The 26,773-nt window shown below is 45.5% G+C and carries 21 protein-coding genes; 17 read left to right on the top strand and 4 right to left on the bottom strand.

Going from position 1 to position 26,773, the window contains the following annotated elements:
- Nucleotides 1-115 precede the first annotated feature (115 nt).
- Genes hemE through hemG form a run of 3 tightly spaced genes read left to right on the top strand, consistent with a single transcriptional unit; the run spans nucleotide 116 to nucleotide 3,617 of the window.
- A complete protein-coding gene (gene hemE / locus KCTCHS21_RS20950; RefSeq protein ID WP_130612913.1) occupies nucleotides 116-1,171 on the top strand; it encodes a uroporphyrinogen decarboxylase in 1,056 nt (351 codons plus the stop codon).
- Complete coding sequence (hemH, locus tag KCTCHS21_RS20945) at nucleotides 1,168-2,115, top strand: ferrochelatase (RefSeq protein ID WP_130612910.1); 948 nt, start codon at nucleotides 1,168-1,170, stop codon at nucleotides 2,113-2,115. Before hemE ends, hemH begins: the two co-directional genes overlap by 4 nt.
- Complete coding sequence (gene hemG / locus KCTCHS21_RS20940) at nucleotides 2,112-3,617, top strand: protoporphyrinogen oxidase (protein WP_130612907.1); 1,506 nt, start codon at nucleotides 2,112-2,114, stop codon at nucleotides 3,615-3,617. Before hemH ends, hemG begins: the two co-directional genes overlap by 4 nt.
- 10 nt (nucleotides 3,618-3,627) lie before the next feature.
- On the opposite strand, the gene KCTCHS21_RS20935 is transcribed toward hemG, so the two are convergent.
- Nucleotides 3,628-4,524, bottom strand: coding sequence for a helix-turn-helix domain-containing protein (locus tag KCTCHS21_RS20935; RefSeq protein ID WP_162309357.1), 897 nt, complete (start codon nucleotides 4,522-4,524; stop codon nucleotides 3,628-3,630).
- Nucleotides 4,525-4,668: 144 nt separating this feature from the next.
- Here KCTCHS21_RS20935 and KCTCHS21_RS20930 point away from each other — a divergent pair, with 144 nt between their 5' ends.
- The 11 genes from KCTCHS21_RS20930 (at nucleotide 4,669) to KCTCHS21_RS20880 (ending at nucleotide 18,871) form a co-directional block, all read left to right on the top strand.
- A complete protein-coding gene (locus tag KCTCHS21_RS20930; RefSeq protein WP_130612901.1) occupies nucleotides 4,669-5,475 on the top strand; it encodes a phytanoyl-CoA dioxygenase family protein in 807 nt (268 codons plus the stop codon).
- Between the two features lie 125 nt (nucleotides 5,476-5,600).
- Nucleotides 5,601-7,304 carry a cache domain-containing sensor histidine kinase gene (locus tag KCTCHS21_RS20925; RefSeq protein WP_130612898.1) on the top strand — a complete coding sequence of 568 codons (1,704 nt, stop codon included), beginning with the start codon at nucleotides 5,601-5,603 and terminating at the stop codon, nucleotides 7,302-7,304.
- Between the two features lie 16 nt (nucleotides 7,305-7,320).
- Nucleotides 7,321-8,913, top strand: a complete 1,593-nt coding sequence (locus KCTCHS21_RS20920) for a response regulator transcription factor (protein ID WP_130612895.1) — start codon at nucleotides 7,321-7,323, stop codon at nucleotides 8,911-8,913.
- A 190-nt stretch (nucleotides 8,914-9,103) separates the two neighbouring features.
- Nucleotides 9,104-10,414: an ABC transporter substrate-binding protein gene (locus tag KCTCHS21_RS20915; RefSeq protein WP_130612892.1), complete on the top strand. Its 1,311-nt coding sequence runs from the start codon at nucleotides 9,104-9,106 to the stop codon at nucleotides 10,412-10,414.
- Between the two features lie 84 nt (nucleotides 10,415-10,498).
- Complete coding sequence (locus KCTCHS21_RS20910; protein WP_157994087.1) at nucleotides 10,499-11,419, top strand: carbohydrate ABC transporter permease; 921 nt, start codon at nucleotides 10,499-10,501, stop codon at nucleotides 11,417-11,419.
- Nucleotide 11,420: 1 nt separating this feature from the next.
- On the top strand, nucleotides 11,421-12,245 hold the full coding sequence (locus KCTCHS21_RS20905; protein ID WP_130612886.1) for a carbohydrate ABC transporter permease: 825 nt from the start codon (nucleotides 11,421-11,423) through the stop codon (nucleotides 12,243-12,245).
- Nucleotides 12,246-12,283: 38 nt separating this feature from the next.
- Nucleotides 12,284-15,028: a glycoside hydrolase family 78 protein gene (locus KCTCHS21_RS20900; protein ID WP_130612883.1), complete on the top strand. Its 2,745-nt coding sequence runs from the start codon at nucleotides 12,284-12,286 to the stop codon at nucleotides 15,026-15,028.
- 134 nt (nucleotides 15,029-15,162) lie between these two features.
- Complete coding sequence (locus KCTCHS21_RS20895) at nucleotides 15,163-15,351, top strand: hypothetical protein (protein ID WP_130612880.1); 189 nt, start codon at nucleotides 15,163-15,165, stop codon at nucleotides 15,349-15,351.
- An 18-nt stretch (nucleotides 15,352-15,369) separates the two neighbouring features.
- The gene (locus KCTCHS21_RS20890; RefSeq protein WP_130612877.1) at nucleotides 15,370-16,008 is read left to right on the top strand and encodes a hypothetical protein; all 639 of its coding nucleotides are present in this window, start codon (nucleotides 15,370-15,372) and stop codon (nucleotides 16,006-16,008) included.
- A gap of 38 nt (nucleotides 16,009-16,046) precedes the next feature.
- Nucleotides 16,047-16,280: a hypothetical protein gene (locus KCTCHS21_RS20885; protein ID WP_130612874.1), complete on the top strand. Its 234-nt coding sequence runs from the start codon at nucleotides 16,047-16,049 to the stop codon at nucleotides 16,278-16,280.
- Nucleotides 16,281-16,642: 362 nt separating this feature from the next.
- Nucleotides 16,643-18,871 (top strand): ATP-dependent helicase, encoded by a 2,229-nt coding sequence (locus tag KCTCHS21_RS20880; protein ID WP_130612871.1) that lies wholly within the window; start codon nucleotides 16,643-16,645, stop codon nucleotides 18,869-18,871.
- Here KCTCHS21_RS20880 and KCTCHS21_RS20875 read toward each other — a convergent pair whose 3' ends face one another.
- Genes KCTCHS21_RS20875 through KCTCHS21_RS20865 form a run of 3 tightly spaced genes read right to left on the bottom strand, consistent with a single transcriptional unit; the run spans nucleotide 18,872 to nucleotide 21,266 of the window.
- Entirely contained in the window at nucleotides 18,872-19,654 is a 783-nt protein-coding gene (locus KCTCHS21_RS20875; RefSeq protein WP_130612868.1) for an ABC transporter permease, read from the bottom strand. It lies immediately after the preceding gene.
- A gap of 5 nt (nucleotides 19,655-19,659) precedes the next feature.
- The gene (locus KCTCHS21_RS20870; RefSeq protein ID WP_130612865.1) at nucleotides 19,660-20,463 is read right to left on the bottom strand and encodes an ABC transporter permease; all 804 of its coding nucleotides are present in this window, start codon (nucleotides 20,461-20,463) and stop codon (nucleotides 19,660-19,662) included.
- Nucleotides 20,460-21,266 (bottom strand): ABC transporter ATP-binding protein, encoded by an 807-nt coding sequence (locus KCTCHS21_RS20865; protein ID WP_130612862.1) that lies wholly within the window; start codon nucleotides 21,264-21,266, stop codon nucleotides 20,460-20,462. Before KCTCHS21_RS20865 ends, KCTCHS21_RS20870 begins: the two co-directional genes overlap by 4 nt.
- A 367-nt stretch (nucleotides 21,267-21,633) precedes the next feature.
- On the opposite strand from KCTCHS21_RS20865, the gene KCTCHS21_RS20860 reads away from it, so the two are divergent.
- Genes KCTCHS21_RS20860 through nagZ form a run of 3 tightly spaced genes read left to right on the top strand, consistent with a single transcriptional unit; the run spans nucleotide 21,634 to nucleotide 26,708 of the window.
- Entirely contained in the window at nucleotides 21,634-23,478 is a 1,845-nt protein-coding gene (locus tag KCTCHS21_RS20860; protein WP_162309356.1) for a cache domain-containing sensor histidine kinase, read from the top strand.
- Complete coding sequence (locus KCTCHS21_RS20855) at nucleotides 23,468-25,099, top strand: response regulator (protein ID WP_130612856.1); 1,632 nt, start codon at nucleotides 23,468-23,470, stop codon at nucleotides 25,097-25,099. Before KCTCHS21_RS20860 ends, KCTCHS21_RS20855 begins: the two co-directional genes overlap by 11 nt.
- Nucleotides 25,100-25,115: 16 nt before the next feature.
- Nucleotides 25,116-26,708: a beta-N-acetylhexosaminidase gene (gene nagZ / locus KCTCHS21_RS20850; protein ID WP_130612853.1), complete on the top strand. Its 1,593-nt coding sequence runs from the start codon at nucleotides 25,116-25,118 to the stop codon at nucleotides 26,706-26,708.
- Nucleotides 26,709-26,773 lie beyond the last annotated feature (65 nt).

Raw genomic sequence — 26,773 nt, 5'->3', positions numbered from 1 at the left:
GGCCTTTGTCAAACTATTGTCATACTCCTAAGGGCGCATGAGGTTGTTCTAGCGGGGCAAAAGGGGCATAATGAAAGGAAAGTAACCAATCTATTGTCTAGAAGAGGATAACACTATGATTACGAATGACTTGTTTCTACGCGCCTGCAGGGGAGAGTCGGTTGAACGGGTGCCTGTGTGGTATATGCGTCAAGCCGGACGTTATGATCCTGATTATCGTAAAATAAAAGAAAAATATACTCTGCTCGAAATTTGCAAGCAGCCGGAGCTCGCTGCTGAAGTGACACTCATGCCGATACATAAGCTTGGTGTTGATGCAGCTATTCTATACTCCGATATTATGAATCCCGTAGCTTCGATTGGAATTGATTTTGATATCGTCAAGGATGTCGGGCCAGTCATCCATAATCCAATCCGTAGCGCGAGTGATATTGAGCGTTTAAAGCCTATTGATGTGGAAAAAGATTTGTCGCATGTGCTGGACACCATTAAGATTCTTGAGCGTGAGCTTACGGTGCCTCTAATATCATTTGCAGGAGCTCCATTCACGTTGGCTAGCTACCTTATAGAAGGACGCCCATCCAAATCCTACATACGGACTAAAGCACTCATGTATAGTGATCCGAATGTTTGGCATAACTTGATGGGTAAGCTTGCAGATATGGCGGCAACCTATTTGCGCGCGCATATTCAATCGGGAGCCAAGGCTGTGCAATTGTTTGATAGCTGGGTAGGCTCGCTGGCACCGCATGATTTCAAGCAATTTGTGCTTCCGCATGTGGAAAGCATTTTTGCAAGTCTTTCAGACCTTGATGTGCCGAAAATTTATTTCCCAGGCGTAAGCTCAGGAGAATTGCTTCCTCATCTTACTAGCTTGCAGAGTGATGTCATTGGGTTGGATTGGCGGGTTTCCGTATCTGAAGGCAGACGCCGCACGGGTGGTAAGTTTGCTGTTCAGGGCAATCTGGATCCCTATGTACTTACTGCGCCTTCGGAAGTCATTCATGAGCACGCTCGAAGAATTCTAGACGAAGGAATGCAAGAGCCTGGATTTATTTTCAACCTTGGACATGGATTGTTCCCAGAGGCATCGCTGGAAAAGCTAAAGGAATTAACGGAATTTGTTCATACTTATAGTGAAAATAAAATTTCTGCGGGGGTGACATCTTGAGCGACCAAGTGAACAATGCTATTGGTGTACTTGTAATGTCTTACGGTACTCCAGAGAGCTTGGAAGATGTCGAGACTTATTACACGCACATTCGCAGAGGGAATCCACCTTCAGCAGCGCAGCTAGAGGATCTGACGAGCCGTTACCGTTCTATCGTTGGTGGAGTTTTTCCACTTCGTGAAAATACGAATATTCAGGTAGCAGCACTACAGCGCACATTGGATGAGCTTGCCGGCGAAGGCGCTTATATTTGCTATCAAGGCTTAAAGCATGCTGCTCCGTATATTGAGGATGGCGTAGCTGCAATGGCAGCGGATGGCATTAAGAATGCTATAGGAATCGTGCTTACACCCCAATATTCAATTATGAGTGTTGGCGGATATATGAAGCGTGCACAGGAGGAAGCGAGTAAGCAAGGTATCGCGTTCAAGTCCGTGCAAGAGTATCATCTGCATCCTGAGCTAATCGACGCGCTAAGCAAGAGAGTAACGGAAGGGCTCGATCGCTTTGGTGAGCAACGTGCGGATGCACTAGTATTATTCAGTGCTCACAGCCTGCCTGCCAAAATCTTAGAGATGAACGATCCCTATTCAGATCAATTGCTAGCTACTTCACGTGCGATTGCAGAAGCCGCGGGTGTTGAGAAGTGGCAGTTTACTTGGCAAAGCGCGGGTCAAACAGGGCAGCCTTGGCTCGGGCCTGATATTTTGGAAACCTTGACGCGTTTAAGCGAAGAGGGTGTGAAAAATGTGCTCGTGACGCCTGTTGGCTTCGTATCCGATCATTTAGAGGTTTTATACGATATCGACATCGAGGCACGGAAGCTATCCGAAGAGCACGGCATAAGGCTGGAAAGAATTCGTATGCTCAATGACGATCCTCAGTATATGGCTGCATTAGCTGCTTCCGTTCTAGGATTGGCTCATGGAGGGACTAACGAATGACCATACAAAAGGTTCGCCGGGTGGCGGTGCTAGGCGGCGGTATTACCGGCCTTAGCGCCGCCTTTTATTTGCTAAAGCACGCGAAGGAGCAAGGCGAAAAAATAGAAGTTACAGTTATAGAAGGCTCGAACCGACTAGGTGGCCGAGTAAACACGCTTCGTAAGGAAGGGTTCGTTATCGAGCGTGGTCCAGATTCCTTTCTAGCTCGTAAGCTTCCTATGATCCAATTGGCAAGAGAGCTGGGGCTTGAACAGGAATTGACTGGCACAAACCCAGTAGCGAAAAAAACTTATATTTCACATGAAGGAAAGCTTCACCCCATGCCCGAGGGCCTTACCCTTGGTATCCCTTCCGATAAGGAAAAATTCATGAAGACGGAATTAGTTTCTGAGGAAGGGAAGCTCCGGGCACTAGAGGAGCTTGATATTGTGCCGGGTGAGCTTACTGAAGACGAATCAGTTGGAGCATTCCTCGAGCGCCGTATGGGTAAGGAAATGGTTGAAAGGATTTTCGAGCCATTACTAGCTGGCATTCATGCAGGAGATTTATATCGGCTGGGGCTGCAAGCAACCTTCCCACAGTTTAAGCAGTATGTGAAGGATTATGGAAGCCTTATTCAAGGCACAAAAATGAGCCAGCTCGCTGCTGCGACTGCCGCCAAAGCAAAAGAAAAATCCATTAATGAAGCTTCCGATGAAAAGGAACAGGATCTGGTAGCACATTTCTTGCCTACATCTGTTTTTATGACATTTCGCAATGGATTATCTACGGTTATTGAGGCGCTTGAGTCAAGTCTTAGAGAAGCTGGCTGCTCCATTCGGATGGAAGCACAGGTGGAATACGTCGAACGCACAGCAGCAGAGAGCCAACTAGAAGAAGCTGAGGCTATGTACCGTCTACAGCTATCCGATGGTACTGCAATTGAAGCGGATCAGCTATTGTTCACCCTACCTGCCAATGTTACTGCTGACCTGCTGTCTTCTCACACCGACGTATCGGCATTGACGAATATCCGATATGTATCAGTAGCTAACGTCGTGCTAGCTTACGATGAGAAAGGCTTTAATCACGACCTTAACGGCTCGGGCTTTCTTGTTTCCCGTGGGGAGCACAGGCATATTACGGCAAGCACGTGGACCTCATCTAAGTGGGCCCATACTGCACCGAGTGGCAAACGATTAATTCGCTGCTATGTCGGAAGGGCAGGAGATGAGAAGGGCGTCGAGCTATCAGATGCTGTGCTCGCCTCAGTCGTTCAACGTGATTTATATGATCTCATGGGTTTAACAGCGACGCCTGAATTTGTTGAAATCACAAGACTTCGTCATTCCATGCCACAATATCCAATCGATCATAATAAGGCTATATCCTCATTCCGCGATAGTTTGAGCAAGCAGCTTCCTGGCGTTCAAGTAACGGGTGCTGCATTCGGTGGAGTCGGCTTGCCAGATTGTGTTGCTCAAGGAAAACAAGCAGCTGAAGCCCTGCTAGCTGGCAATTGAGAGTAAACCACTAGATTAACATGCTCTTCTTACGGAAGGCCAAAGGGCTTAAGCCTGTACGAGATTTGAACAATCTTGAGAAATAGTGGATCGATCCAAAGGAAAGACATTCCGCGATCTCGCTGACTGCTTTCTTAGAGTCGACAAGTAAGCGTTTGGCCAGCTCTAATTTGCATTCAAGAAAATAGTCGTGGGGCGATATGCCGTATTGCTTGAAATATAAAGCTGCCGCATGATTCTCATGATAATGTGTCCATTCACGCAGCCATTCCCGATTGTAGGGCATGGCTGCTTGTTCTTTTAAACGATCTTGTATCCGCCGGAGAAGTAATCCCTGTTCAGAGCTTTCCTCTGATTGTTGGCGAGTGAGCTGGTGGAGCTCCATGAAAAGCTGTATTAGTGTCACCCGATTATGAAGATGATGCAGAGCACCAGATTTCTGAAACGATAACGTGAACCTATGGAAATAACGTTCCGCATTCTTCCCAGGAAATTTCATATATTCAGGCTGGCTTAGTAAATCAGGTGAATGACCGATGGCTAGTATATTTGGATAATCCAATTTGTAATCCTCCGGAACATCGATATGTAGCGGAGAGAGGGCCTCTCCCTGTTCTCCTAATTGTCCAATCGTTTGAAAGTGTAAGCCATATAAGACAAAAGGATGGTCGGAATCCGCCGTGAACTTGTGTACAACATGAGGTCCATAATGAAACAAATCTCCACTAGAGGCTCGATATCGACGATTTTGGATGATGGCTTCACCAGATCCTTCTGCAACCCATATGAATTGATGATCTTTAACAACTCTAGGTCCGAAGCTAAAACCAGGCGAACAAGCAAGCCGATTGGCGTAGGATACGACAGGACTTAGGTTTTCCCATCTGACTTCTTCATTAATTGTCAAAGCTATCACCTATTCTTCTTATTATTTGTAAAGTGCAAATAATAATTATTAACACTAAATAAATCAAGAAATATATACATTATATTAAGGGAGTGAAATTGATAAAAGTTAAATTTATATTACATGAAGAGGAGCTAATAAGCTATGAGCACTCAGCTGAAGCAAGAATTGTCCCCATCCAATGAATGGCTGCATGATCTACCTGAATTAAGAAACAGACTCAATGAGGATGGCTATTTATTTTTCCGCGGCATATTGGATAAAAATGAACTGACTCATATTCGGGAAGATATGCTTGCAATAGCAAGCGAATACGGATATGTGAAAACAGATGTACCCTTAGTAGATGGAATTTACTCAGGTGAAGGTTTCCCGACCGCCATTAAATTCGAGACCTCTCCGCTTTATCGCCGTATACTGGGGCTTCCGAGATTTAATGCTTTTGGGAGCAATGCTGTATTATCCCTGCTTCTATCTGGACTTCTCGATTCTGAGCTTCAGGAGCATCGTCGCCGGATCGGTCGCATTACTTTTCCGGGAAGCTTCAAGAATACAACACCACCCCATCAGGATTACTTCTATATCAAGGGGACTCCGGATACGTATACCTGCTGGATTCCGGCCGGAGATTGTCCGGAAGAGTTGGGAGGTCTTGCCGTTATGCCGAAGACACATAAATTAGGAATGCTAACGCATGAGCCGATGCAGGGAACGGGAGGACATGGCGTCTTGCATGAACGCTGTGAGGAATTGGGGCTTCCTTGGCTAACAACAGATTTTCAAATGGGTGACCTGTTACTGTTCCATGGGCATACGCTCCATAAGGCACTCGATAACCGTTCGGAAAACAGGCTGAGGCTATCCTTGGAATATCGTTATCAACGTAAAGTGGATGACATCGATCCTGGTTCTATGGAGTATCACATGAGGGGCTCCTTCGATAAAGATTAACAAACACACCGCTGCTGGGATGAGAAATCATTCTGGTAGACGGTGTTTTTTTGTGCGATCATCATGTATATTTACGTTTGTGTTAGAATGGGGAAAACCACATGCCGGACGAGGGAGGGTAACAGATGAGTAAGAATAGGTTCTGGTTTTCGGTGATGTGGCGCAAAATCCGATTGCCATATAAGCTGATTTTGGTATATACACCTCTAATTCTGTTGCCTGCATTGACGGGAATTTATTATTTAACGGATAGCTATACAACGTCATCCAAAGCAAGAACAGCAGAATATGCTACGGATTTGCTAAGCTTGATGGGACAGAAAATAGACGATCGAATGCGCAGCTACGAGCAGCTCAGTAAACAAATCATGACGGACGGTGACTTGCTTAAGCTCGTGTCTACGGAGCCAGAAACGACGTATGATCAATTCAGGATGGAAAATATTATTAATGAAAAGCTCAATGTTCTATGGCTTGGTGCTGATCAGAATACCTACATTCGTTCCATCAAAATAGAAACCCCCAAAATCATGTATACTTACGGTAAAAATTCAACCAATAATTATGACATTCTTAACTCGGATTACCGCCAATCGGTCAAGGAGATGGCAGGTGGTGCGAAATGGTTCCCTCCGGAAGCCTTCAGTGATGGTTATAGTAACTTTCAGGCATTCCGTCTAGGCAGAACGATTAGGGATGAGAAGCTGAATGAGCTTGGCACTTTAACTCTCGTCATTCGAGTTGAATCTATTTCGGATATTTTCCGGCAAACTAAGTTTCAGGAGAATACAGCACTTAAGCTTCTTTCAGCGGATGGCAAAGTACTTGTGGAAAATGAGATTACGATAGATCCTGAGGAAAAGCAGATCCTGTCTTATTCAGAGGACAGAATCCAGAATGGTTGGATGCTTAAAGTCCAGCTGCCGCTGCAACAGCTGTACGAGCCGATTTATCATACCGTGCGTCAGGCGCTATTCATAGTTCTCGCATGTATTCTGCTAGGACTTGTTGTAACACATCTTCTCGCCATGGATTTGGTCATCCCGATTAGACGTCTCATGCTTAATATGAAGCAAGGAATTAAGGGAGTACGTCCAGGTAAGCTAAAGCATTTTAGCGGAGCGATTGAAGTGGTCGAGATGAATGATACATTCATCTCAATTATGTATGAAATCGAGCAGCTTATTGACGAGGTTGCCAAACAGGAAAAGAAAAAGAAGGATGCTGAAATCCGGGTACTGCAAAATCAGTTGTCTCCGCATTTTTTATATAATACCTTGAATTCTATCCGCTGGATGGCGATGATCCAGAAGCAGGATAATATCAAAGAAATGGTTGATTCGTTAAATACACTGCTTACATACGCTTTAAGAGGATCTGGCGATCCTGTCCCCCTTGCAGATGAAATTGCGATTTTGCACAGCTATGTCACGATACAGAAGGTTCGTTATCAGCACTTTGAGTTTGTAACGGATATTCCTCAGACGCTGGAGCAGGTTACCGTACTCAAATTTCTTCTTCAGCCTTTAATCGAGAATGCGCTTATTCACGGGTTAGCGCCGTCAGACCATACGGGAGAGATCAAGGTCGCTGTACAAGAGGAAGGGGAATATCTAAGAGTAACGGTGAGTGATAACGGTATAGGCATGACAACGGAGAAGACGGCAGAAATTATATCCGAGCTGTACAATCCAAGTCAGCATTTCGGCTTACATAGTGTTAATGAAAGAATACAGCTTCATTACGGTCAGCAATATGGATTGACGATTCAGAGCGAGCCCGGAGTGGGTACGCAGATTACAGTAAGCGTGCCTTTAATAAAGGCATAGGGGAGGGAGAGACACTATGCGCAAGGTGATGATCGTAGATGATGAGTCTCTTGTTCGAATTGGACTGCAATCGATTATTGATTGGGAAAGTCGAGGATATCAAATCACGGGAGTATTTAAGAACGGTGAAGAAGCTTTGCTAGCAGCCAGAAGAGAAGCTTTCGATATCGTGCTAACGGATATACGGATGCCTGGTATGGATGGGTTTGAGTTAATCCGTAATTTGAAGCAAATCGATAGCCAGTTAAAGTTTATTATTTTGAGCAGCTATAGTGATTTTGAATATACACGACAAGCCATTCAATTAGGAGTTATGGATTACATCTCTAAATATGAAATGGAGCCCGTGGAATTGCTAAGGGTGCTCGATGCTCTTCCCTTCGAGGATACCTCTGTCGTTCCTGGACGACAGGAAGTCAGGCAAGCTCATAAGCAGAATGTCGTATTAAATACATTAGCCGAAGAAAAGCAAAGGATGCTTCTACGAACTGCAGAAGGAAAAGATATTCAAATAGACGCGGAGTTTCCAGAAATCGTCCAAAGATTTGAAAGCTGGGGCTTAACGATGCGATGGATTTGCCTCAAGCCAAGTCCAAGAGAATCAGGCTATTCACCGACGGAAAGAAAAGCGATGGCCTTGCAGGCGGAAGAAATATTCTCGCGGCTTAAGCACCTTGAGTTTTTTGGTGAGGATTCGGGACTTTTGCACGGGGCCTGTGTTTTCAATGAAGAAGAATCGGAAGCGGATAGTCTAATCGGCTTACATCAGATGGCAGAGGAATTAAAAGCGGCTTGGGCAAAAAACTTGAACATTGGTCTGATTGCGGGCATTAGCTCTAGTGTGACTCTTGCTAGAATGGGCCAGTCGAGGACAGAGGCAGAACAAGCGCTTCAGCTTTCCTTCTACGGTGGTGCAGGTATATATGTGAAAGAGCAATCCACACTGGGTGTGTTTACAGAGCAGGTATGGCTAGAATGGTACAAGCAGGCTAAAAACCAAATTCAGTATTTACACTTTAGGCAATTAGGAGATGAAATTGACGACAAATTGGGCAGTGTGCAGCCGAGATTACTTCCATCTGAGTGGCTGAGACTTGGCGAGATGGTGGCGTCCCAATTAATGGACCTGCTAATTGAGCGGTATGCTATGGACATGGAAGTTATTCGTAGTCGGTTCGGTGTATCGTGGCCATTGAACGAAGCCATTAAGAAAGTGCATTCGCGCACAGAATATATGGCAGCAATCAGGCAAATGTTATTTCAGACAGAAGAAGTTATTTCCTCTATGCAGCCTAGCCGGGGGTGGGTGCTTAAGGTTAAGGAATATGTGGAAGGCCATTTTGGCAGTCCGATTCGACTTGAGGAGGTAGCTGAAATCGTCAATTTCAGCCCTAATCACTTCAGCCAGCGGTTTCGTCAGGAGACTGGTGAAGCTTTCTCCGACTATTTAACTCGAATTCGTATTCGTGAGGCTATTCGCTTGTATAAGGAAACGGACTACTCTACAGAGGAAATTGCCTCGCGGGTAGGTTATTTAAACTCGAATTATTTTATTAAGGTATTCAAAAAAATAACCGGACAAACGGTGAAGCAGTTCAAACAGCGTTAATTGATCTTTATAAATAGCATCTCTATCGTAGAATATGGAACATAGACTGCCGACTGGAGTGGGATTCCGGTCTTTTTGGCACATACTCAGGGTAATCCTGCATGGAGCAGAGAGTTGATATCGCTTACAATTTTAATAGATCGCGATCGCTTCAACGTACACACAAATGCGAATATCGGAGGGGTTTTAATTGAAGCTTAAAAGAATGGTAATGGTTTTAGCTTTGGTGGCAATGACCGGAGCTTTACTGCAAGGCTGTGGCAAAGGGAACAACGATAAAAATAGCAGCCCAAGCGCAAGCCCATCTGGTACGACTAGCGCCGCCCCAAGTGATGAGAAGGTAACCCTGAAGGTATGGGGAGACTTAGGAAATCAGGCTGTACTAGAGGAACCGTTCAAGAAGATTAACGCAGCCTTCAGTGCAAAATACCCGAACATCAAGCTGGAATATGATTTCGCACAAAATGACCAAAGCTTGAACGTAGCTTTGCAAGCGAATGAACTGCCTGACCTATTCTGGGTTCAAGGCGATAAAACAGCAAAAATGGGCGAAATGGTTAAAAACGGCTTCTTGAAGGATTTGAGCTCTTACAACATAGACGTTTCCCGTTTTGCTGATTCCGAGAAAAATTATTGCTCTATTGACGGTAAATTATACTGCTCAATGCCTTCATTCTTCGATACAAACGTAGTTTATTTTAACAAAGACATCTACGAGAAAAATGGCATCAAATCCCCAGCTACTTGGGATGAGTTTGTTCAAGGTCTTGAGACACTCAAGGCTGCTAACGTAACACCGATTGCACTTGCTGGTAAGAGCGAGTGGGATCGTGCATGGCCAATCTTCGCATTCGCTCCAGCGTTCTCTGATGCTGCACTAAAAGCAGCTCAAGTTGGAGAAGGCAAGCTGACTGATCCATCAATCGTTGAAGCATTGCAAGCATTCCGTGATTTCGCGGATAAAGGCTATTTCGGCAAAAACTTCCTTGCTCAGGATTATGCAGCTTCGCAATTTGCTTTCACTAATGGTAAAGCAGCTGCAATCATCGACGGTACTTGGGCTAACGCGACTTATGTTGAGTCGGGACTGAACCTTGGACGCTTCTCTATTCCAAACAAAGAAGGCAAGAAAATTGTTCAATCCAGCTACAGCAATTTCATGACTTATGCAGTAGCTTCCACTTCCAAGCATCCTGACCAAGCTGTTAAGTACATTGAGTTCTTGAACTCCTTGGAAGCACAGCAAATTCTTGAAGATGCTGTAGGACTAGTACCTACGCTTAAAGATATCGTTGCTAAAGACGAAGGCGTTAAAGAGCTTGCTATATTCGATGAAGCTGGCGTAAATATTTACACAGTGCTCACAGCATTATCTTCGCCTGAATCCAACACTGCCGATGTTCTGATGAAGGATGTTATTCCTAAGCTGATGACATCAGCCATTACCGGAGCTGAAGGTGCTGCAACGTTAGATAAAGCAGCTAAATACCCAACGAAATAATAAGATACAAGAATTCGGGTACGGTCAAGTGGCGTTATTGATGACGTTGCTTGACCGTTTCTCCAAGCAAAGAGGGTGTTCCGGTTGACTTGGTTCAAGAAGCGGCCTTTTTTATGGTTTATTTTGCCGGGCTTTATTTTGTACAGCGTATTCTCGGTTTATCCGATTTTCTCAGCATTCCAGATCAGTTTGAACCAATGGGATGGTATCGGTGTTAAAAAGTTTATTGGACTGGATAACTATGTTGAGCTATTCAGCAATAAAGAGCTGTTCTCCCAATTGACCGGAGCTTTTAAGCACAGCGTATTTCTATTTTTGCTTAATACATTTGCGGTTCTTCCGGCTCAGCTATACATTGCCTATCTACTCTATAGTGGAATCAAAGGGCATCGTTTTTTTCAGGCAATGATTTTCTCGCCACAGTTTATCGCAACACCGGTTATCGTATTTATGGGTACATTGATTTTCGATGGTAATATCGGCGTATTTAACAAGCTGCTAGAAGCAGTGGGGCTGGGAGAATGGGCCCGTCCATGGATGGGATTACCGGATTTCGGTATGTTTATCGTCTGGATTATGGTCGCTTGGTCAGGGATTGGCGTTGGGATGATCTTTTTCCTGGGCGCAATGAAAATGATATCAAACGAAGTAATGGAAGCCGCGTTGCTTGAGGGTGCTTCCTATTGGAGAAGATTTTTCAGCATCGTACTGCCACAAATTAAGACGACGGTGCTTAATATGCTAATTTTGACTTATATTTTCGCCATGACAATGTTCGACTATAGCTTTATCTTAGGCGGCGTATCAGGCGGGATTAATCGTAGCGTTGACGTAATGGCACTATTCTTCTATCGGATCGCGTTTGGAGATAACAGCGCGGTTGGAGGAACGATGAATGTGAACGCAATGGGCATGGGAACGACAATTGCCTGTGTAATGTTCGCCGTTATATTTCTCGTCGCGGTCATTCAGGTGATTACGACGTACCGCAGGACGGAGGACTAACATGAACTTAAAGCCAAAGAGATCGTATATAAGCTCGACTATCCTATGGTTTTATTCTGCTTTCACATTGTTTGTTTTAGGGTATATGACTTATCAGGCTTTCCGGTCGAAAAAGGAACTGTTATCCAATACATTTGGGTGGCCTGATGTTTTTAATTTCGCTAATTTCAAAAAATTGTTCGTGCAAGCGGACTTCCTTCGATATTTCTTTAACAGCGCTTGGATTCTAGTGGCAACGCTAGTCATTATCATTTTATTATCGTCAATGGTTGCTTACGGTATCGGTAAATTTAAATTTCGGTTCAAGAACACGGTGCTGCTCTATTTTCTAATTGGGCTTATGTTTCCTGTCCAGCTTGGCATTGTTCCGATCTTCTTGCTTATCCGCGATGTAGGCTTACTTAACTCACAGTGGGGAGTTATTATCGTCCTAGCCTCAGGATTATCGATGCCAGTATTCCTCTTAACAACCTTTTTCGAGAAGCTGCCTAACGATTTATACGAATCTGCCAAAATCGATGGAGCTGGAGAATGGACGACCTTCATGCGAGTGATGTTCCCTCTTGCCAGCCCTGTTATTTTCAGTATTTGTATCATTATGTCCGTGCAAATTTGGAACCAATTTTTCGTACCATTGATTATGCTGCAGAGTGAAGCGAAAAAGACGCTGCCTCTTATGATAATGAAGTTTACGAATAACCTGATGTACAATATCGATCTTGCGATGGTAGGGTCTGTTATGGCGACAGTGCCGATTCTTATTTTGTTCTTCCTATTCTCAGGTAAGGTGCTAGAAGGCGTAGCCTCCGGAGGAGTTAAAGGGTAAGAGGTCGGTTAAATTTAAGAAGTTTGGAGGCTGTAAAAGTGGAATTATTAACATCATTGAAAGCTGAGCGTCTTCGCACTGAATATTTGGACAATCCACTTGGTATCGATGTGGTGCGGCCTCGTCTCGGTTGGATCGTAGAGTCCCCACGTCGGGGAGCGTCTCAGTCGGCTTACCGACTTCTGGTCGCCTCTAGACCCGAAGCTCTTGATAAACTTAAAGGCGATTTATGGGATAGTGGTAAGGTTACATCTTCTGAATCGCAGCATATCGAATATGAGGGTAAAGAGCTTGCTTCTGAGCAAGCCGTGTATTGGAAGGTTCAGGTTTGGGATGAGCACGATGCTGCCGGACCATGGAGTGAAACGGCTAGCTGGTCGATGGGACTGCTGGGACGCGACGAGTGGAGAGGCCAATGGATTGGTTGGAAAAATGATCGGAAACCAACTAAGGAAGAGCCAAAGCCGAATATATATTTACGCCGTGGATTTCAAGTAAATAAGCCGGTCAAGAGGGCAACCGTCTATGCGACGGCACTTGGTTTATACCGGTTATTCTTGAATGGTAAACGCGTCGGGAACGATGTGTTTTCACCGGAGTGGACTGACTACCACGTGCGGGTGCAATATCAAACCTACGATGTGACCAGTATGCTGCTAGAAGGTGATAACGCAGCGGGCGCCGTTCTCGGTCAAGGGTGGTATGCAGGCTATATTGGAATGTATGGGTTTCAAAAATATGGCATGGATCCGTCATTCCTGCTGCAGTTAAATGTGGAATATGAGGATGGAACGCGCGAGAGTATCGTTACGGATTCACAATGGAAAGCATCCTTCGGGGCTATCGTTTCTGCAGATTTGCAGATGGGTGAGACGGTCGATGCCCGGCTAGAGATGCCGGGCTGGAATGACGTCGGCTTTGCAGAGGATGCTTGGACACCTGTAGATGTGATGTACGATTACCGCGGGTGGATTGTCTCCCAGATGTCTAGGACAATCCGCGCAACGGAGGAGCGTAAGCCGGAAAGCTTACGTTTGCTAGCTGACGGCAGGACGATTATCGATCTCGGACAAGTGTTAGCCGGATGGGTTCGGATTGCCTTGACTGGTGAAGCGGGCACGCGCTGCACGTTCAGGTTTGCTGAGGTACTGGATGCAAACGGGGAAATTTACACAGAAAATCTACGGTTTGCTCGTCAGACAGATACTTATATTTGTAAAGGTGGAGGCTTAGAAGTATTTGAGCCTACGTTCACCTATCATGGGTTTCGATATGTTGAGGTAAGTGGAGATCCAATCGATATTGTTGAAGTAACGGGGATCGTAGTCCATTCTGACTTGCCACTAGCGGGTAAATTGGAAACCTCTAATCCACAGATCAATCAGCTTGTGAACAATATTCGCTGGACTCAGCGCGCTAATTTCATGGGCGTTCCGACGGACTGTCCTCAACGGGATGAGCGTCATGGCTGGACAGGTGATGCGCAAATATTCGCGAGTACGGCTGCTTTTAATATGGACGTATCGGCATTTTTCGCAAAGTGGCTCGTTGATTTAGAGGATGCACAGCAGCCTACTGGCGCATACACGGATTTCGCTCCATTTATTTTCGGACCAAAGACCGAATTTGACAATGACTTCACCTACACACATACGGCATCAGCAGGCTGGGCAGATGCACCTATTATCGTAGCATGGGGCTTGTACCAGACGTATGGAGATAAGAAAATATTACGTAAGCATTATGAATCGATGAAGAAGTGGGTCGAATTCAACCGTAAGCAGCATCCCGATGGCATTCGAAGAGACGTTCCACAATACGGGGATTGGTTATCTGTAGACGAGAGGCCGTTCGAAGAGGTTATAGCCGAGTTCGGCAGAATGGTCAGCCATCATTCCACGACTCCTTACGATATTTTTTCCACGGCGTATATGGCCCATAATGCTAAGCTGCTCTCGGATATTGCAGGCGTGCTTGAAGAGGAAGATGATCACGACAATTATGCGGCTTTATTTGAACGAGTTCGTCAGGCGTTCGTAGAGCAATTCGTTAATGCGCAAGGACGAATTAAAGGAGACACGCAGACTGCGTATGCGATGGCTCTAGAGATGGAGCTGCTTCCAGAGAGCTTGCGGCCATTGGCGATTGATAGATTGGTTTCGAAAATAGAGCAAGCGGGCGATATGGCAACGACGGGCTTCCATGGAACGAAATCCTTGATGAATGTGTTAACGGATTCGGGACATTCTGATCTTGCTTTCCGATTGTTAAATCGTGAGGAATATCCGTCATGGCTTTATTCGGTCAATCAAGGCGCGACAACGATATGGGAGCGCTGGGACGGCTGGACGGAGGAGAACGGATTTCAGGATCCGGGGATGAACTCATTGTGCCACTTTGCATTCGGTTCGATAGGAGAATGGATGTACCGAAACATCGGCGGCATCGATCGTGAGGCTTCTGAGCCGGGCTACCGTAAGCTACTTATTCGTCCGCGCCCTCAAGGCGGCTTAACATCTGCACGCTGCACCTATGATTCTATATACGGTCCAGTAGCAACAAGCTGGATGGTGCTAAACGGAGAGTTTATGCTAGAGGTAACTGTTCCAGCTAACGTAACTGCGTTAGTACATGTTCCTTCTGTGGAAGGTACAGACGTGCTGGAAGGGGCTGGACTAGCGACTGATGCTGCTGGCGTCACATTAGTTAGCCGCGAGAGTGACCAGTGTGTTTATGAAATAAGCTCTGGGACGTACCACTTTGTTTCTCTTCTATTAAAATAAATCGAATAAAACCCCCTTTCGAGCCTTTGAGCTCGGAAGGGGGTTTTATTTGTTGTTACAGCGCTTCCTGGTCGAGTGAAAGGGAGCAATAGCAGTGGGCGTACTAAATAAATGGTGGAAAAGCGAGGTTTTGTGTGCTGCAAGCCGCTGTCAGCGGACTAAATGGTGGAAAAGCGGGATTCGGAGGGTTGCAAGCCGCTGCCAGCGTACTAAATGGTGGAAAAGCGGGATTTGGAGGGTTGCAAGCCGCTGTCAGCGGACTAAATGGTGGAAAAGCGGGATTCGGAGGGTTGCAAGCCGCTGCCAGCGTACTAATTGGTTGAAAACCGAGATTCGGAGGGTTGCAAGCCGCTGTCAGCGGACTAAATGGTGGAAAAGCGAGGTTCGGTGAGCTGCAAGCCGCTGTCAGCGGACTAAATGGTGGAAAAGCGAGGTTTCGTGTGCTGCAAGCCGCTGTCAGCGGACTAAATGGTGGAAAAGCGAGGTTCGGTGTGTTGCAAGCCGTTGTCAGCGTACTAATTGGTGGAAAAGCGGGATTCGGAGGGTTGCAAGCCGCTGTCAGCGTACTAAATGGTGGAAAATCGAGGTTCGGTGTGTTGCAAGCCGCTGTGAGAGGACTAAATGGTGGAAAAGCGAGGTTTCGTGTGCTGCAAGCCGCTGTCAGCGGACTAAATGGTGGAAAAGCGAGGTTCGGTAGGCTGCAAGCCGCTGTCAGCGGACTAAATGGTGGAAAAGCGAGGTTTCGTGTGCTGCAAGCCGCTGTCAGCGGACTAAATGGTGGAAAAGCGAGGTTCGGTGGGCTGCAAGCCGCTGTGAGCGGACTAAATGGTGGAAAAGCGAGGTTCGGTGTGCTGCAAGCCGCTGTGATCGGACTAAATGGTCGGAAATCAAGGTTCGGTGAGCTGCAAGCCGCTGTCAGCGGACTAAATGGTGGAAAAAAGCGGGATTTGGAGGGTTGCAAGCCGCTGCCAGCGTACTAAATGGTGGAAAAGCGGGATTTGGAGGGGGGCAAGCAGCTGTGGGCGGACTAATTGGTGGAAAAGCGGGATTCGGAGGGTTGCAAGCAGCTGTGAGCGTACTAAATGGTGGAAAAGCGGGATTCGGAGGGTTGCAAGCCGCTGCCAGCGTACTAAATGGTGGAAAAAGCGGGATTTGGAGGGTTGCAAGCCGCTGTGAGCGGACTAAATGGTGGAAAAGCGAGGTTCGGTGTGCTACAAGCCGCTATTTTATTGGTTACAGCGCCAATGGTTGAGTGAGTGGGAGAAATAGCTATAAATTGAAAAGGTCGTGAAATTCTACGCAGGTAGAGTTCACGACCTTTTGTTGTCACACCCAGCACTCTCCCCACCTCTGCCAAGGGAGCGCTTCCGATGGGTTGTCACCAAGGGCAGATCGGGGATACAATGAGTAGTACATTCCGAACAAGCAAATAGAACAAACAAGTAAATAGAACAAACAAGTAAATAGAACAAACAAGTAAATAGAACAAACAAGTAAATAGAACAAACAAATTAAACAAGCAAATCCTAGCTGCGGAAGCAGCCTAGCGATTACCTATATTCTCGCAGCGGGACGGTCGAACATTGACCCCGCTGATCCTTATTCTAGTTGTATATGAAAGGGAATTTGAAATTGAAAGACGGTATTGATTTTTTTACACGTAAACGTGACGAGCTACAAGTCGAGCTTAATGAGGTTCAAAGGCAAGCGGTAACCCATACCGAAGGAGCATTGCTAGTGCTTGCTTCTCCCGGATCAGGTAAAACAACGACACTTATTATGCGAATCGGTTATCTTATCGAGGAGAAGAACGTAAGCCCTTCTCGGATTAAGGCTGTGACATTCAGTCGGGCATCTGCTCAGGACATGAGGGAGCGATTCAATCGGTTTTTTCCCAATCACATCGGTAGCTCTGTCGACTTTTCCACGATTCATAGCTTCGCCTTCGAGGTTGTAAGGAACCATTTTCATAAAACGAATACCCCATACCAGATGATTGAGAAGACTACGGAGTCGGCTGGTCAGGGCGATGTTTTGCACGAGGGCACACCCTTACACAAGCAAAGAATACTGCGGGATCTATATAAAAAGGTGAATAACGATAACCTGACTGACGATCAGATGGAAGACCTCACCAGCTATATTAGCTTTATTAAGAACAAGCTGATTTCAATGGACAAGCTATCAGAAGTCAAATGTGATGTGCCAAAAGCGGAAGCTATTTTTAAGGAATACGAGCGATTCAAGCAGTCAGGCACTGCCCAATTGCTATTAGATTACGATGATATGCTCACAATTGCTAATGATGCACTAACGAAGGATCGCTCTCTTCTGCGAAAGTATCAGGGGAGATTCGACTATGTGCTGACGGATGAAAGCCAGGATACGTCGCTCGTTCAGCATGCCATTATTGAGAAGCTCGTTCGAGAGCATGGGAACCTGTGTGTCGTTGCGGATGATGACCAAAGCATCTATGCATGGCGTGCGGCCGAGCCGCAATATTTGCTCGATTTCAAACAAATATATCCCCATGCAGCCCTGCTGAAAATGGAGCAAAACTATCGTTCCTCTCCCGACATTGTGGACGTAGCGAACCGTTTTATTAAACGCAATAAAAATCGGTACGACAAAAATATGTTCACACTAAATGAAAAGCACAGTCCTATAACGATTACAGACTTGCCGGACTATCGATATCAGGCGAAATACGTGGTCGAGAAAATCGCTGACAAAGCTAACCTGGATGAGATAGCTGTGCTGTATCGCAATAACTCCTCCTCTATTATGCTTATGAATGCGTTGGATCGTGCAGGAATTCCTTTCTATATGAAGGACGGAGACAATCGGTTTTTCTCCCACTGGGTTGTTGAGGATATGTTGAATTTTATGCGGATGACCTTTAATGACAAGCGACCGGACATTTTAGAGAAAATCCATACCAAATTCAATGGTTACATCACCAAACAGCAGATGGCGAAGCTAATGGAGCTGGAAGTAGGCGAATCCGTATTCGACACCCTACTTCAGCATGTCCCCCTGCAAGAGTACCAAATTAAGCAGATCCAGAATGGTAAAGAAACACTTATTCAGATGCAGGGGGCAAAGCCACTTGCGGCCATTCAGACGATCAGAGATAAGCTCGGGTACGATAAAGCGATCGAGAAAATGTGTGAGCGATTAGGATTTCGCAAGGAGTATCTCGTCGGAATTCTGAATACGTTGGAGGAAATTGCGGAGCCTCTGGATACGATGGAGCAATTCGCCAAACGACTGAAATTTCTAGAAAAGAACATGAAGGACTCAAAGTACAATAAAAATGGTAGTGCAGTGACGTTATCCACTCTTCACAGCTCTAAAGGCTTGGAGTTTAAGCACGTCTATATGATTGATCTGGTTGAGGGGGTTATTCCTTCCAATGATGACAACAAGAAATTCGAGAAAGGTCAGCATATGGAAATGGAAGAGGCGGTTCGTCTGTTCTATGTTGGGATGACTAGAGCCAAAAGCGGGCTTGAGCTGCTTTCCTACAAGAAGAAGGATGGCGAGAATGTCCGACAATCGCAATTCGTGACGGAAGTAAGCAACATTCAGGATCCACCTAAAGAAATTCCTAGTAAGCCAGCTGGAAAGAGGGCGCGTACGGTTAAGAAGCAGGAGCACCCTTATAATCCCAATGCCTTTAAGGAAATTACACAATTTGCAGTTGGAAAAAAAGTGCAGCATCGCGTGTTCGGTAACGGTGAAATTATAGAAGTGGATGGCGATAGCGTCGAAATTCGGTTCGCGTCCATCGTTAAGAGATTGTCGGTAAATATTTGCATCGAGATGGGTTTGCTGGAATAGCTATGATCCGGTTGATCGGTAGTGACGCACGCCGAATCTCCATACTAGCAAGCACGGAACGATGAACAGTAAGCCTGCAATCGGCGTTAGCATATAAAGGGTGGAGCTGCCTTCGGCTCTGCCTAAAATATAAAGCAAGGGTAAATAGTTGACGCATCCGAACGGAATGACAAAGGTAAAAAATCTAGTCACCCATTTCTGGTAGATGTTTAGCGGATATTGCGCCATTTCCCTACCGCCATCGGTGAAGATGCTAGCGATTTCGAGCCCTTGAATAGTCCAGAAGCACATTGCTGCAGCAAGCATAAAGATACCTGTGAAAACAAATACGCCGCTAGCGATCATAAGGCACAGCGTCACTATTTTAATAACCGTCCAGTCCACGTTAATGTTGCCTACCGCCCAGCCTAGCACGAGTGAGCTCTGCAGCAGTCGACCGAATCGAGTGAATTCGAACTTGGAGCCTAGCACCTGAAGAACCGTACTTCGCGGACGAACCAATAAGCGATCGAAATCTCCGTTTACGATCAGTATTGAGAAGCTGTCGAAGCCACGAGCCAAACACTCACTAATCGCAAAAGCCATATGAATGATGCCGAAGCAGAGCGCAACCTCGTAGAAATCCCACCCCTTGAGCTGTCCAAATCTTTCAAATAAAAAGTACAGACCGGCAAAGACGGAGAAGGGGATGAAAAACTGGCCGAAGGTGAGCAGCAAAAATGAGGTGCGATACTGCATCTGTGATTTAAATAGAATGAGCAAATATTTGATGAATAGCTTCATTTTTCCTACCCTCCCTGAACGACAATTTTTCTAAGTGCTTTGCTTATCGTATATTTCCCAATGCCAACAAGCGCACTTAACCACAATAGCTGGAGCGGGATTAAGGTCAGTGCTTCAATGTTCGTAATATGCCCGGAGTAAACTCGAAAAGGTAAATCAGCGCATAGACGGAAGGGAAGAACGTTAACGATACTTTGCAGCCAAGAAGGCATAAGCGGAACGGGGATGATCATCCCAGCTAGGAATTCTCCTAGAACGCCGAACATTAGCAAGGAGCCAGCAGATGACATTGTGACGAAAGTAGAGATATAGATCAGCATGGAGATGGACACTAGTATTAAGAGCCCGAGCAGAAGGGTGACGACGAATAACATGAGAGTAGATAGATCTGCTGGTAAAGGAAGCCGATAAGGCTGAGGGAGGAAGCAGGCGACGCTAATAACCGGAATACAACGTAGTATGGCGCTTGATAAGCGTTGGGCTAGAAGCTTTGCGTACCATAGGCTATATATATCACTGGGTCTGCATAGCTCATAGGCGATATTTCCGCTTGTAATTAACTGAAATAGCTCATTATCCCTGAACCATAACGCAATGAAGGAAAGAAATGCTTGCTGAAGCCAGACATACGTGATGAGCTGGGTTAATGAAATTGGCGGTTCGGTAAGTGTTTGACTATAAAACGCTTCGAATACCATGATGATAAGGAAGCCCCAGAAAAATTGTGTACAAATCCCCGCTAGCGCTGCACCTCGATATTGTAAGCCGATAGACAGACGGAGTCTGAAAACAGATAAATAGCCTCTCATGTAATTTGATACTCCTTATACAGCTGAACAATGATCTCTTCGATCGATTGGCTGCTGTTGAGAGCAAACTGACTGCGCAAAGTATTAAGGCTACCATCGTAGAGTAAGCTTCCTTTGCCTATTAAAAGAATTCGTTGAGCGAGTGCTTCAATATCGTTCATGTCATGCGTGGTGAGAATAATGGTTACGCCTTTTTCCTTGTTGATTGTCGAAATAAATTTTCTTACGGCAAGCTTGGAGATGGCGTCGAGCCCGATTGTCGGTTCGTCTAGGAATAAAATGCTAGGGCTATGAAGAAGGGAGGCGGCAATTTCGCAGCGCATTCGTTGGCCAAGGCTTAATTGGCGTACGGGGGTGTGGATGATGTCCTTCAGGTCAAGCGTTTCTGTAAGCAGCTTAACATTGCTCTGGTACTCGGATTCTCGAACATCGTAGATGTCGCGTAGCAGATCAAAGGAATCAATTACCGGAACGTCCCACCATAATTGGGATCGCTGTCCGAATACAACACCTATATTCTTTACGTAAGCTACTCTATCAAGCCAAGGTGTGTAGCCCATAATGCTGCAAGCTCCTTCATCTGGAACGAGGATGCCGCTCATTACTTTAATCGTCGTTGATTTACCGGCGCCATTCGGTCCGATATAGCCAACGATCTCTCCGGGCTTAATGGAGAAGGAAATATCTTTTAACGCAGCAACCTCTGTATACTCCCTTCGAAATAAAGCTTTTACTGCGCTTCTTACGCCAGACGTCCTTTTGGCAACCTTGAAGCTTTTGCTAATACGACTAACTGTTATCAAATTTGTATCCTCCTGTATGGAATAAAAAGCGAAAGGAAGATTATGCTAACATTCAATTGCAAGCGTTGTCAATCGTTATTTTATTTTTCTTAGACTATCAGAAAGTATAAATTTCTATGTCTATATACTCATCTGATAGCTCGATACAAACGTGTATAGCCGTCCTAAGGACGGCAAAGCCGTTTTACTTGATTCAAGCCACTGTCCATATTTATCCCTCAATAATTGAATAATAACTTATTTGAACATCGTTCTCTCATTATAATGATAGGAAGAGGTTTGTTTAGTTGTAAAAACCTACCTCTAAGTCTTCCTCCTGCTATAATGAAATCAGATCACTTGAGAGGACGGACATCGATCTATGAGCTTGAGCAAGCGTATTTTTGCCGCTTTTTTTGCTTTTATTATTGTTCCTTTGTTCGTCTTAGGCACGGTTTCTTATTTGGTTTTCCAGAAGGTAACCCAAGAGAAATATGCAGAGCAGACGGAACTAACGCTTAAGGCTATAGGTCGAAATATTAATAACATGATCAAGGAAGCGAACTATTTTTCCGACTTCTGGGTGACAACGAAAGACAGTGTGAAGTATGTAGAGCATTCGCTAGACAGCAATGGTGCAACGGGTGCAGAGGTATCACGAAGTCCGGGCTACAATGAACTGCTCGAGAAGGAAATGCTTAGTAAGCGCCTTCTTCTGACTTATCCAGGTATCAAATCCGTTACTCTCTATCGTAACGATAACAAGCAAGTATTCGTTAATTTCACGAAGGATACACCGATTCCTCGTGAGGAGCTAGAAAGCAATCCAATCTACAGTGAGGTTCTGAGGAAAAATGGAGCCCCTGTTTGGGTCGGACCTAATGAAGATGTAAGGATAACGGGAGCTAACAATTGGTTTACTCAAATTAGGGTTATGCTCGATATTGATTCACTAGAGAGTGAAGGGATTCTGGTCACACGTTTCCAGATGAACGAGCTGAGTCGAATATTTAGCTTTTATAATAGTCAAGGAAAGATAGATCGTCGGTTTCTTATTGTCGCAGGGAACGGGAATATTATTTTTGATAATGAAAGTATTTCGGAAGGTCAGCAAATCTCGAAGCTTGTGGATACTGTTAAGGGTATTAATATGACAAGCAACAAAACGCAAAGTGAAACATTGACCTTCGACGGCCATAAAAGTCTCGTTTCGGTTCAGGATTTGCAGCTTCAGCGCTTAGGCGTCGGAGATTGGAAGCTAGTTATGGTTACCTCATGGACATACTTGTCCGGGGACATGACCTTGGTCCTTCGCTGGATGGTAGTTATCACTGCTATCTCTCTTATTCTGGCACTTGCCTTTAATCTCATTTTCATTCGACGTACGGTCACGTTTATTGTGCGAGTCGTTAGGGCGATGCGTCAGGTAGAGCGAGGGGATTTATCTACTCGAGTGTCGATCGTCGGCAATGACGAAACGGCCGCTTTGTCCAAGGGATTCAATAATCTAGTCACCCGAGTGTCGGAGCTTCTCGAGGATGTTAAGCAGGAGCAATCACGCAAGCGAAAAGCTGAGATGATGCTGCTTCAAGCACAGATTAAACCCCATTTTCTGTTCAATGCGCTGGAGTCGATTAATATTCTGGCGGTTCAGAATGAAGGACGTAAAGTAAGTAAAATGGTTCAGCGGCTTGCGAATATTTTCCGAATTAGCATTCAACAAAAGGAAGAGATTACGATAGAGCAGGAGTTAGAGCACTTAACGAGCTATCTCGAAATTCAAAAATACCGATTTGAGGAATTATTCGAGTATACAATTGATGTACCTAATGAGCTAAGGAGTAGCTCCATATTGAAATTGACGCTTCAGCCTTTGATTGAGAATAGTATCCAGCATGGGTTCGAAGGAATTGAGTACATGGGTCGAATCCACGTTAGAGCCTGTGAGGAAGGCCGTAATATCGCCTTTTATATTGAGGACAATGGAATAGGCATCAATGAGGAGCAAATGGCCAAATTCGCTATCAGTGGAATGACGACATTACAGGATATGTACGAGGAAACGCCTGAAACAGGCGAAAGACGTGGGCTCGGTGTTGGCAACGTGGCGGATCGTCTGCGTATACATTATGGTAGCGGATACGGACTTATTTTGTGTAGCGCACCAGGTCATGGAACGATTATTAAATGTCTAATTCCGCAAGCATCGGGGAGTGATTCCTATGAAGCTTAAAGCTCTATTGGTCGATGACGAAGTAAACATATTAAAAAACTTAAAGATGGTTATTCCTTGGGATAACCTTGGCATCGAATTAATCGGAACAGCCCGTAACGGCGAGCAGGCATTAGAGGTGGCGCGGTCTATGCAGCCGCAGCTTATCCTATGCGATATTCGGATGCCGGTCATGGATGGCATTCAATTTCTAGGTGCACTTCGTGAATTTGATACAAAAGCTGAAGTGATTATGATGACTGGATATCAGGATTTCAGCTACGTTCGTTCAGTAATCCGCTATGAGGTTAAAGACTATATTCTAAAGCCGATTGATTATGAGGAGCTTGTAGAAACGATTAAACGCCTTGCTGAGGGCTTAAGAGAAAGAACCATTGAGCAGCATTCGATTCAGCAGGAGTGGAAGCACGTATTTAATTTGGCTCACGAGAAGGTGCTGTACGACCAGCTTATCGATCTTGGAGGCGCCAATAGTCGACCTTTCCTGAAGCAGAACGAGATGGATGGAGACCATATGGCGTTCGCAATGATGTTAGTTGATGTTGCGGATTATTCTAAACGAGAGAGATCCTGGGATGAGAAAGAACGCAAGCTATGGAACTTTGCCATCCATAACATTTTACAAGAAAACTTGTTGAATATCGGAGTGTCTTATTCTGTTATACAGGTACGCAGCGGGGAATGGTGTGTGCTAATCGAAAGAAGCCTACCCGACATCTATAACCGAGAACAATGCTTAGAATGGGCGCAGAAGCTACATCATGCTGTGGAAAGCTATCTCAGGCTGAACATTCGAATTGCTCTTCATCCCTCAGAGGTCAGCTTAAAGCAGCTAGCCAAAACCTACAAAAGCTTGCAGAGATCCTTAAACCTGTCTCCTACAGCGAATACATCTGTCATTCTATCGGAGAAGGTCAGAGGAAATGCGGATACCTCGCAGCAGCTATGGGACCGCATTGAGGAGATGGTTACGGGGCTAAAAAGATGCGAACGCCGTCGTACAGAAATTGCGCTAAAGGAGCTGAATGATAGCTTCCGCTTACTTCCCGAAACCTCGTTCGAGCGAGTTGCTCCAATCTTACATTATTTGTGTATCCACCTTCTGCGAGAGATGCGTGCTATGGATGTTATTAGCAGAGAAGAGGAGCATGCGATATGGAGTCAGATTGATCAGCATCACGGAATCCGTGAAACCTTGCTTGTCATCAATCGACTAGTTGACCAATCGCTTGAGAGTGTTATGAAGAAGAAAACGAGTGATGTATTTATGCTGTCAGCAAGAGATTATATTGATCGCAATTTATCAACGGAGCTTAGTATTGATGTTATAGCCGAATATTTGGGCATAAGCGGCAGTTATTTCAGTTTGTTGTTTAAGCAACATTTTGGTGAAACATTCGTCGAATATGTTACGAAGCAGAGGATGGAAATGGCGAAATCGCTGCTCTCTTTAAGTGACAAGAGTGTAACACAGGTAGGACAGATGGTTGGTTATGCAGAAAGGCGTTATTTTACGAGAGTGTTTAGTAAGTATACCGGAATGCTTCCGTCAGAATTTCGAGAACGGCAACAAAACCAGACCGGAGCTGAAATGCCTGCATGGGCCAATCACGAGGTTTGATAAGGGAGAGAGTAGGATGACAGATTACAAAAGCTTCGAGCATCTCAGTCTCAAGGAAAAGATCGGGCAGCTCTTTATGTGTGGTTACAATGAGCTTGAGCCATCGAAAGACATTCTTAACCTGATAAACGATTATAGCATCGGAGGAATTATTTACTTTAGACGGAATGTTCGTGACGCAGCTCAGGTCAAGAAACTATCGGCTAAGCTTCAGCAAGCATCTACTCATCCGATGTTTATTGCTATCGATCAAGAAGGCGGAATGGTCGTCCGTTTGGAGGAAGGTGTTACGGTTATGCCAGGAGCGATGGCTCAGGGGGCTGCTAACAATAGTGAGCTGACTTATGAAGCAGCGAAATGGTCAGGCGCCGAGTTACGCGACATTGGAATTAACATGAACTTCGCTCCATGTCTGGATGTTAATAATAATCCGCAAAATCCAGTTATTGGAGTTCGCTCTTACGGGGAAGATCCGAAGCGTGTAGCCAAGCTTGGTCTGGCAGCAATTAATGGATATCGTGAGGGAGGGATTGTAGCCGTTGCTAAGCATTTTCCAGGTCATGGCGATACCGCGGTTGATTCCCATCATGAGCTACCGTTGGTCCCTCATGATATCGACCGATTGAATGAAGTGGAGCTATTTCCGTTCCGTCGTGCGATTGAGCAGGGTGTAGATGCTATTATGACAGCTCATGTAGTGTTCCCAGCATTCGAGCCTGACGATATTCCGGCCACACTATCCGAAAAGATATTAACAGGTCTGCTTCGGAAACAGCTTGGCTTCAATGGTGTTATTGTAACGGATTGCTTGGAAATGAACGCCATTGCAGAAACAATTGGAGTTGCCCGCGGAGCCGTAGAGGCTATTAAGGCTGGAGCAGATCTGATATTAATAAGTCATCGTCTGACTAGACAAACGGCGGCTTTAGAGGCTGTAATGGAAGCGGTCATGACAGGGGAAATATTAGAATCTCGAATTGATGAGGCTGCGCGGAGAATATGGGGACTTAAGCAAAAACAAGGACTGTTTCAGAATGCTGTGCCAGCAACGAACCCTGCTCGGGCAGCAGAAGTGAAACGTGAGCTTTGCGAAGCGGCTGTTACGGTAGTAAAAGGTGGTGCGGCGCTTCCGTTGTCTAAAGAAGGCAAAACGGTTGTTGTTTGGACGGAAGCACGTGTGGGGACCGAGGTCATTGAGGTAATTACTCAGGATTGGACACTGGGCACGGCTCTTGCGGAAGCAGGCTACGACATACAGGAGGTCAGAATAGGCATTGATCCGTCTTCAGATGAAGCGGCAGATGTAAGAGCAGCGACGGTAGGCAGCCAAACAGTCGTATTCGCTACATACGATGCAGGCTTCTCTCCGGGACAAACCGAGCTCATTCGAGAGCTGTCTGCTAACAACAGCTTTAAGTTTGTGTGGGTTTCAATGAGAACGCCATACGATCTGTTGGTCGCTCCAGAGGCTCCTATCTACTTGTGCACTTATGAGAATAAGCCTGCTATGATGACTGCGCTGGCAGGTGTTCTATCCGGGAAGCTGCCCGTTCAGGCTAAGCTGCCGGTGACGATTGGTAGCTATGCTCGAGTAGGCTCGGAGGATTAGGGCGCGTAATATGTTGATAAAATGCTCATTTTGTTAGCTGAGAATAAAGACGATTTTCTCCTCAT

The sequence above is a fragment of the Cohnella abietis genome, from assembly GCF_004295585.1.
Taxonomy (GTDB): Bacteria; Bacillota; Bacilli; order Paenibacillales; family Paenibacillaceae; genus Cohnella; species Cohnella abietis.
The sequence above is the reverse complement of the archived record's forward strand: the minus strand, read 5'-3'. Positions and strand labels throughout refer to the sequence as shown.

Bases quoted from the DNA above. Each gene is read 5' to 3' on its own strand.
- hemE (WP_130612913.1), top strand. From the start codon at position 116: ATGATTACGAATGACTTGTTTCTACGCGCCTGCAGGGGAGAGTCGGTT.
- hemG (WP_130612907.1), top strand. From the start codon at position 2,112: ATGACCATACAAAAGGTTCGCCGGGTGGCGGTGCTAGGCGGCGGTATT.
- KCTCHS21_RS20930 (WP_130612901.1), top strand. From the start codon at position 4,669: ATGAGCACTCAGCTGAAGCAAGAATTGTCCCCATCCAATGAATGGCTG.
- KCTCHS21_RS20925 (WP_130612898.1), top strand. From the start codon at position 5,601: ATGAGTAAGAATAGGTTCTGGTTTTCGGTGATGTGGCGCAAAATCCGA.
- KCTCHS21_RS20920 (WP_130612895.1), top strand. From the start codon at position 7,321: ATGCGCAAGGTGATGATCGTAGATGATGAGTCTCTTGTTCGAATTGGA.
- KCTCHS21_RS20905 (WP_130612886.1), top strand. From the start codon at position 11,421: ATGAACTTAAAGCCAAAGAGATCGTATATAAGCTCGACTATCCTATGG.
- KCTCHS21_RS20880 (WP_130612871.1), top strand. From the start codon at position 16,643: ATGAAAGGGAATTTGAAATTGAAAGACGGTATTGATTTTTTTACACGT.
- KCTCHS21_RS20875 (WP_130612868.1), bottom strand. From the start codon at position 19,654: ATGAAGCTATTCATCAAATATTTGCTCATTCTATTTAAATCACAGATG.
- KCTCHS21_RS20870 (WP_130612865.1), bottom strand. From the start codon at position 20,463: ATGAGAGGCTATTTATCTGTTTTCAGACTCCGTCTGTCTATCGGCTTA.
- KCTCHS21_RS20855 (WP_130612856.1), top strand. From the start codon at position 23,468: ATGAAGCTTAAAGCTCTATTGGTCGATGACGAAGTAAACATATTAAAA.
- nagZ (WP_130612853.1), top strand. From the start codon at position 25,116: ATGACAGATTACAAAAGCTTCGAGCATCTCAGTCTCAAGGAAAAGATC.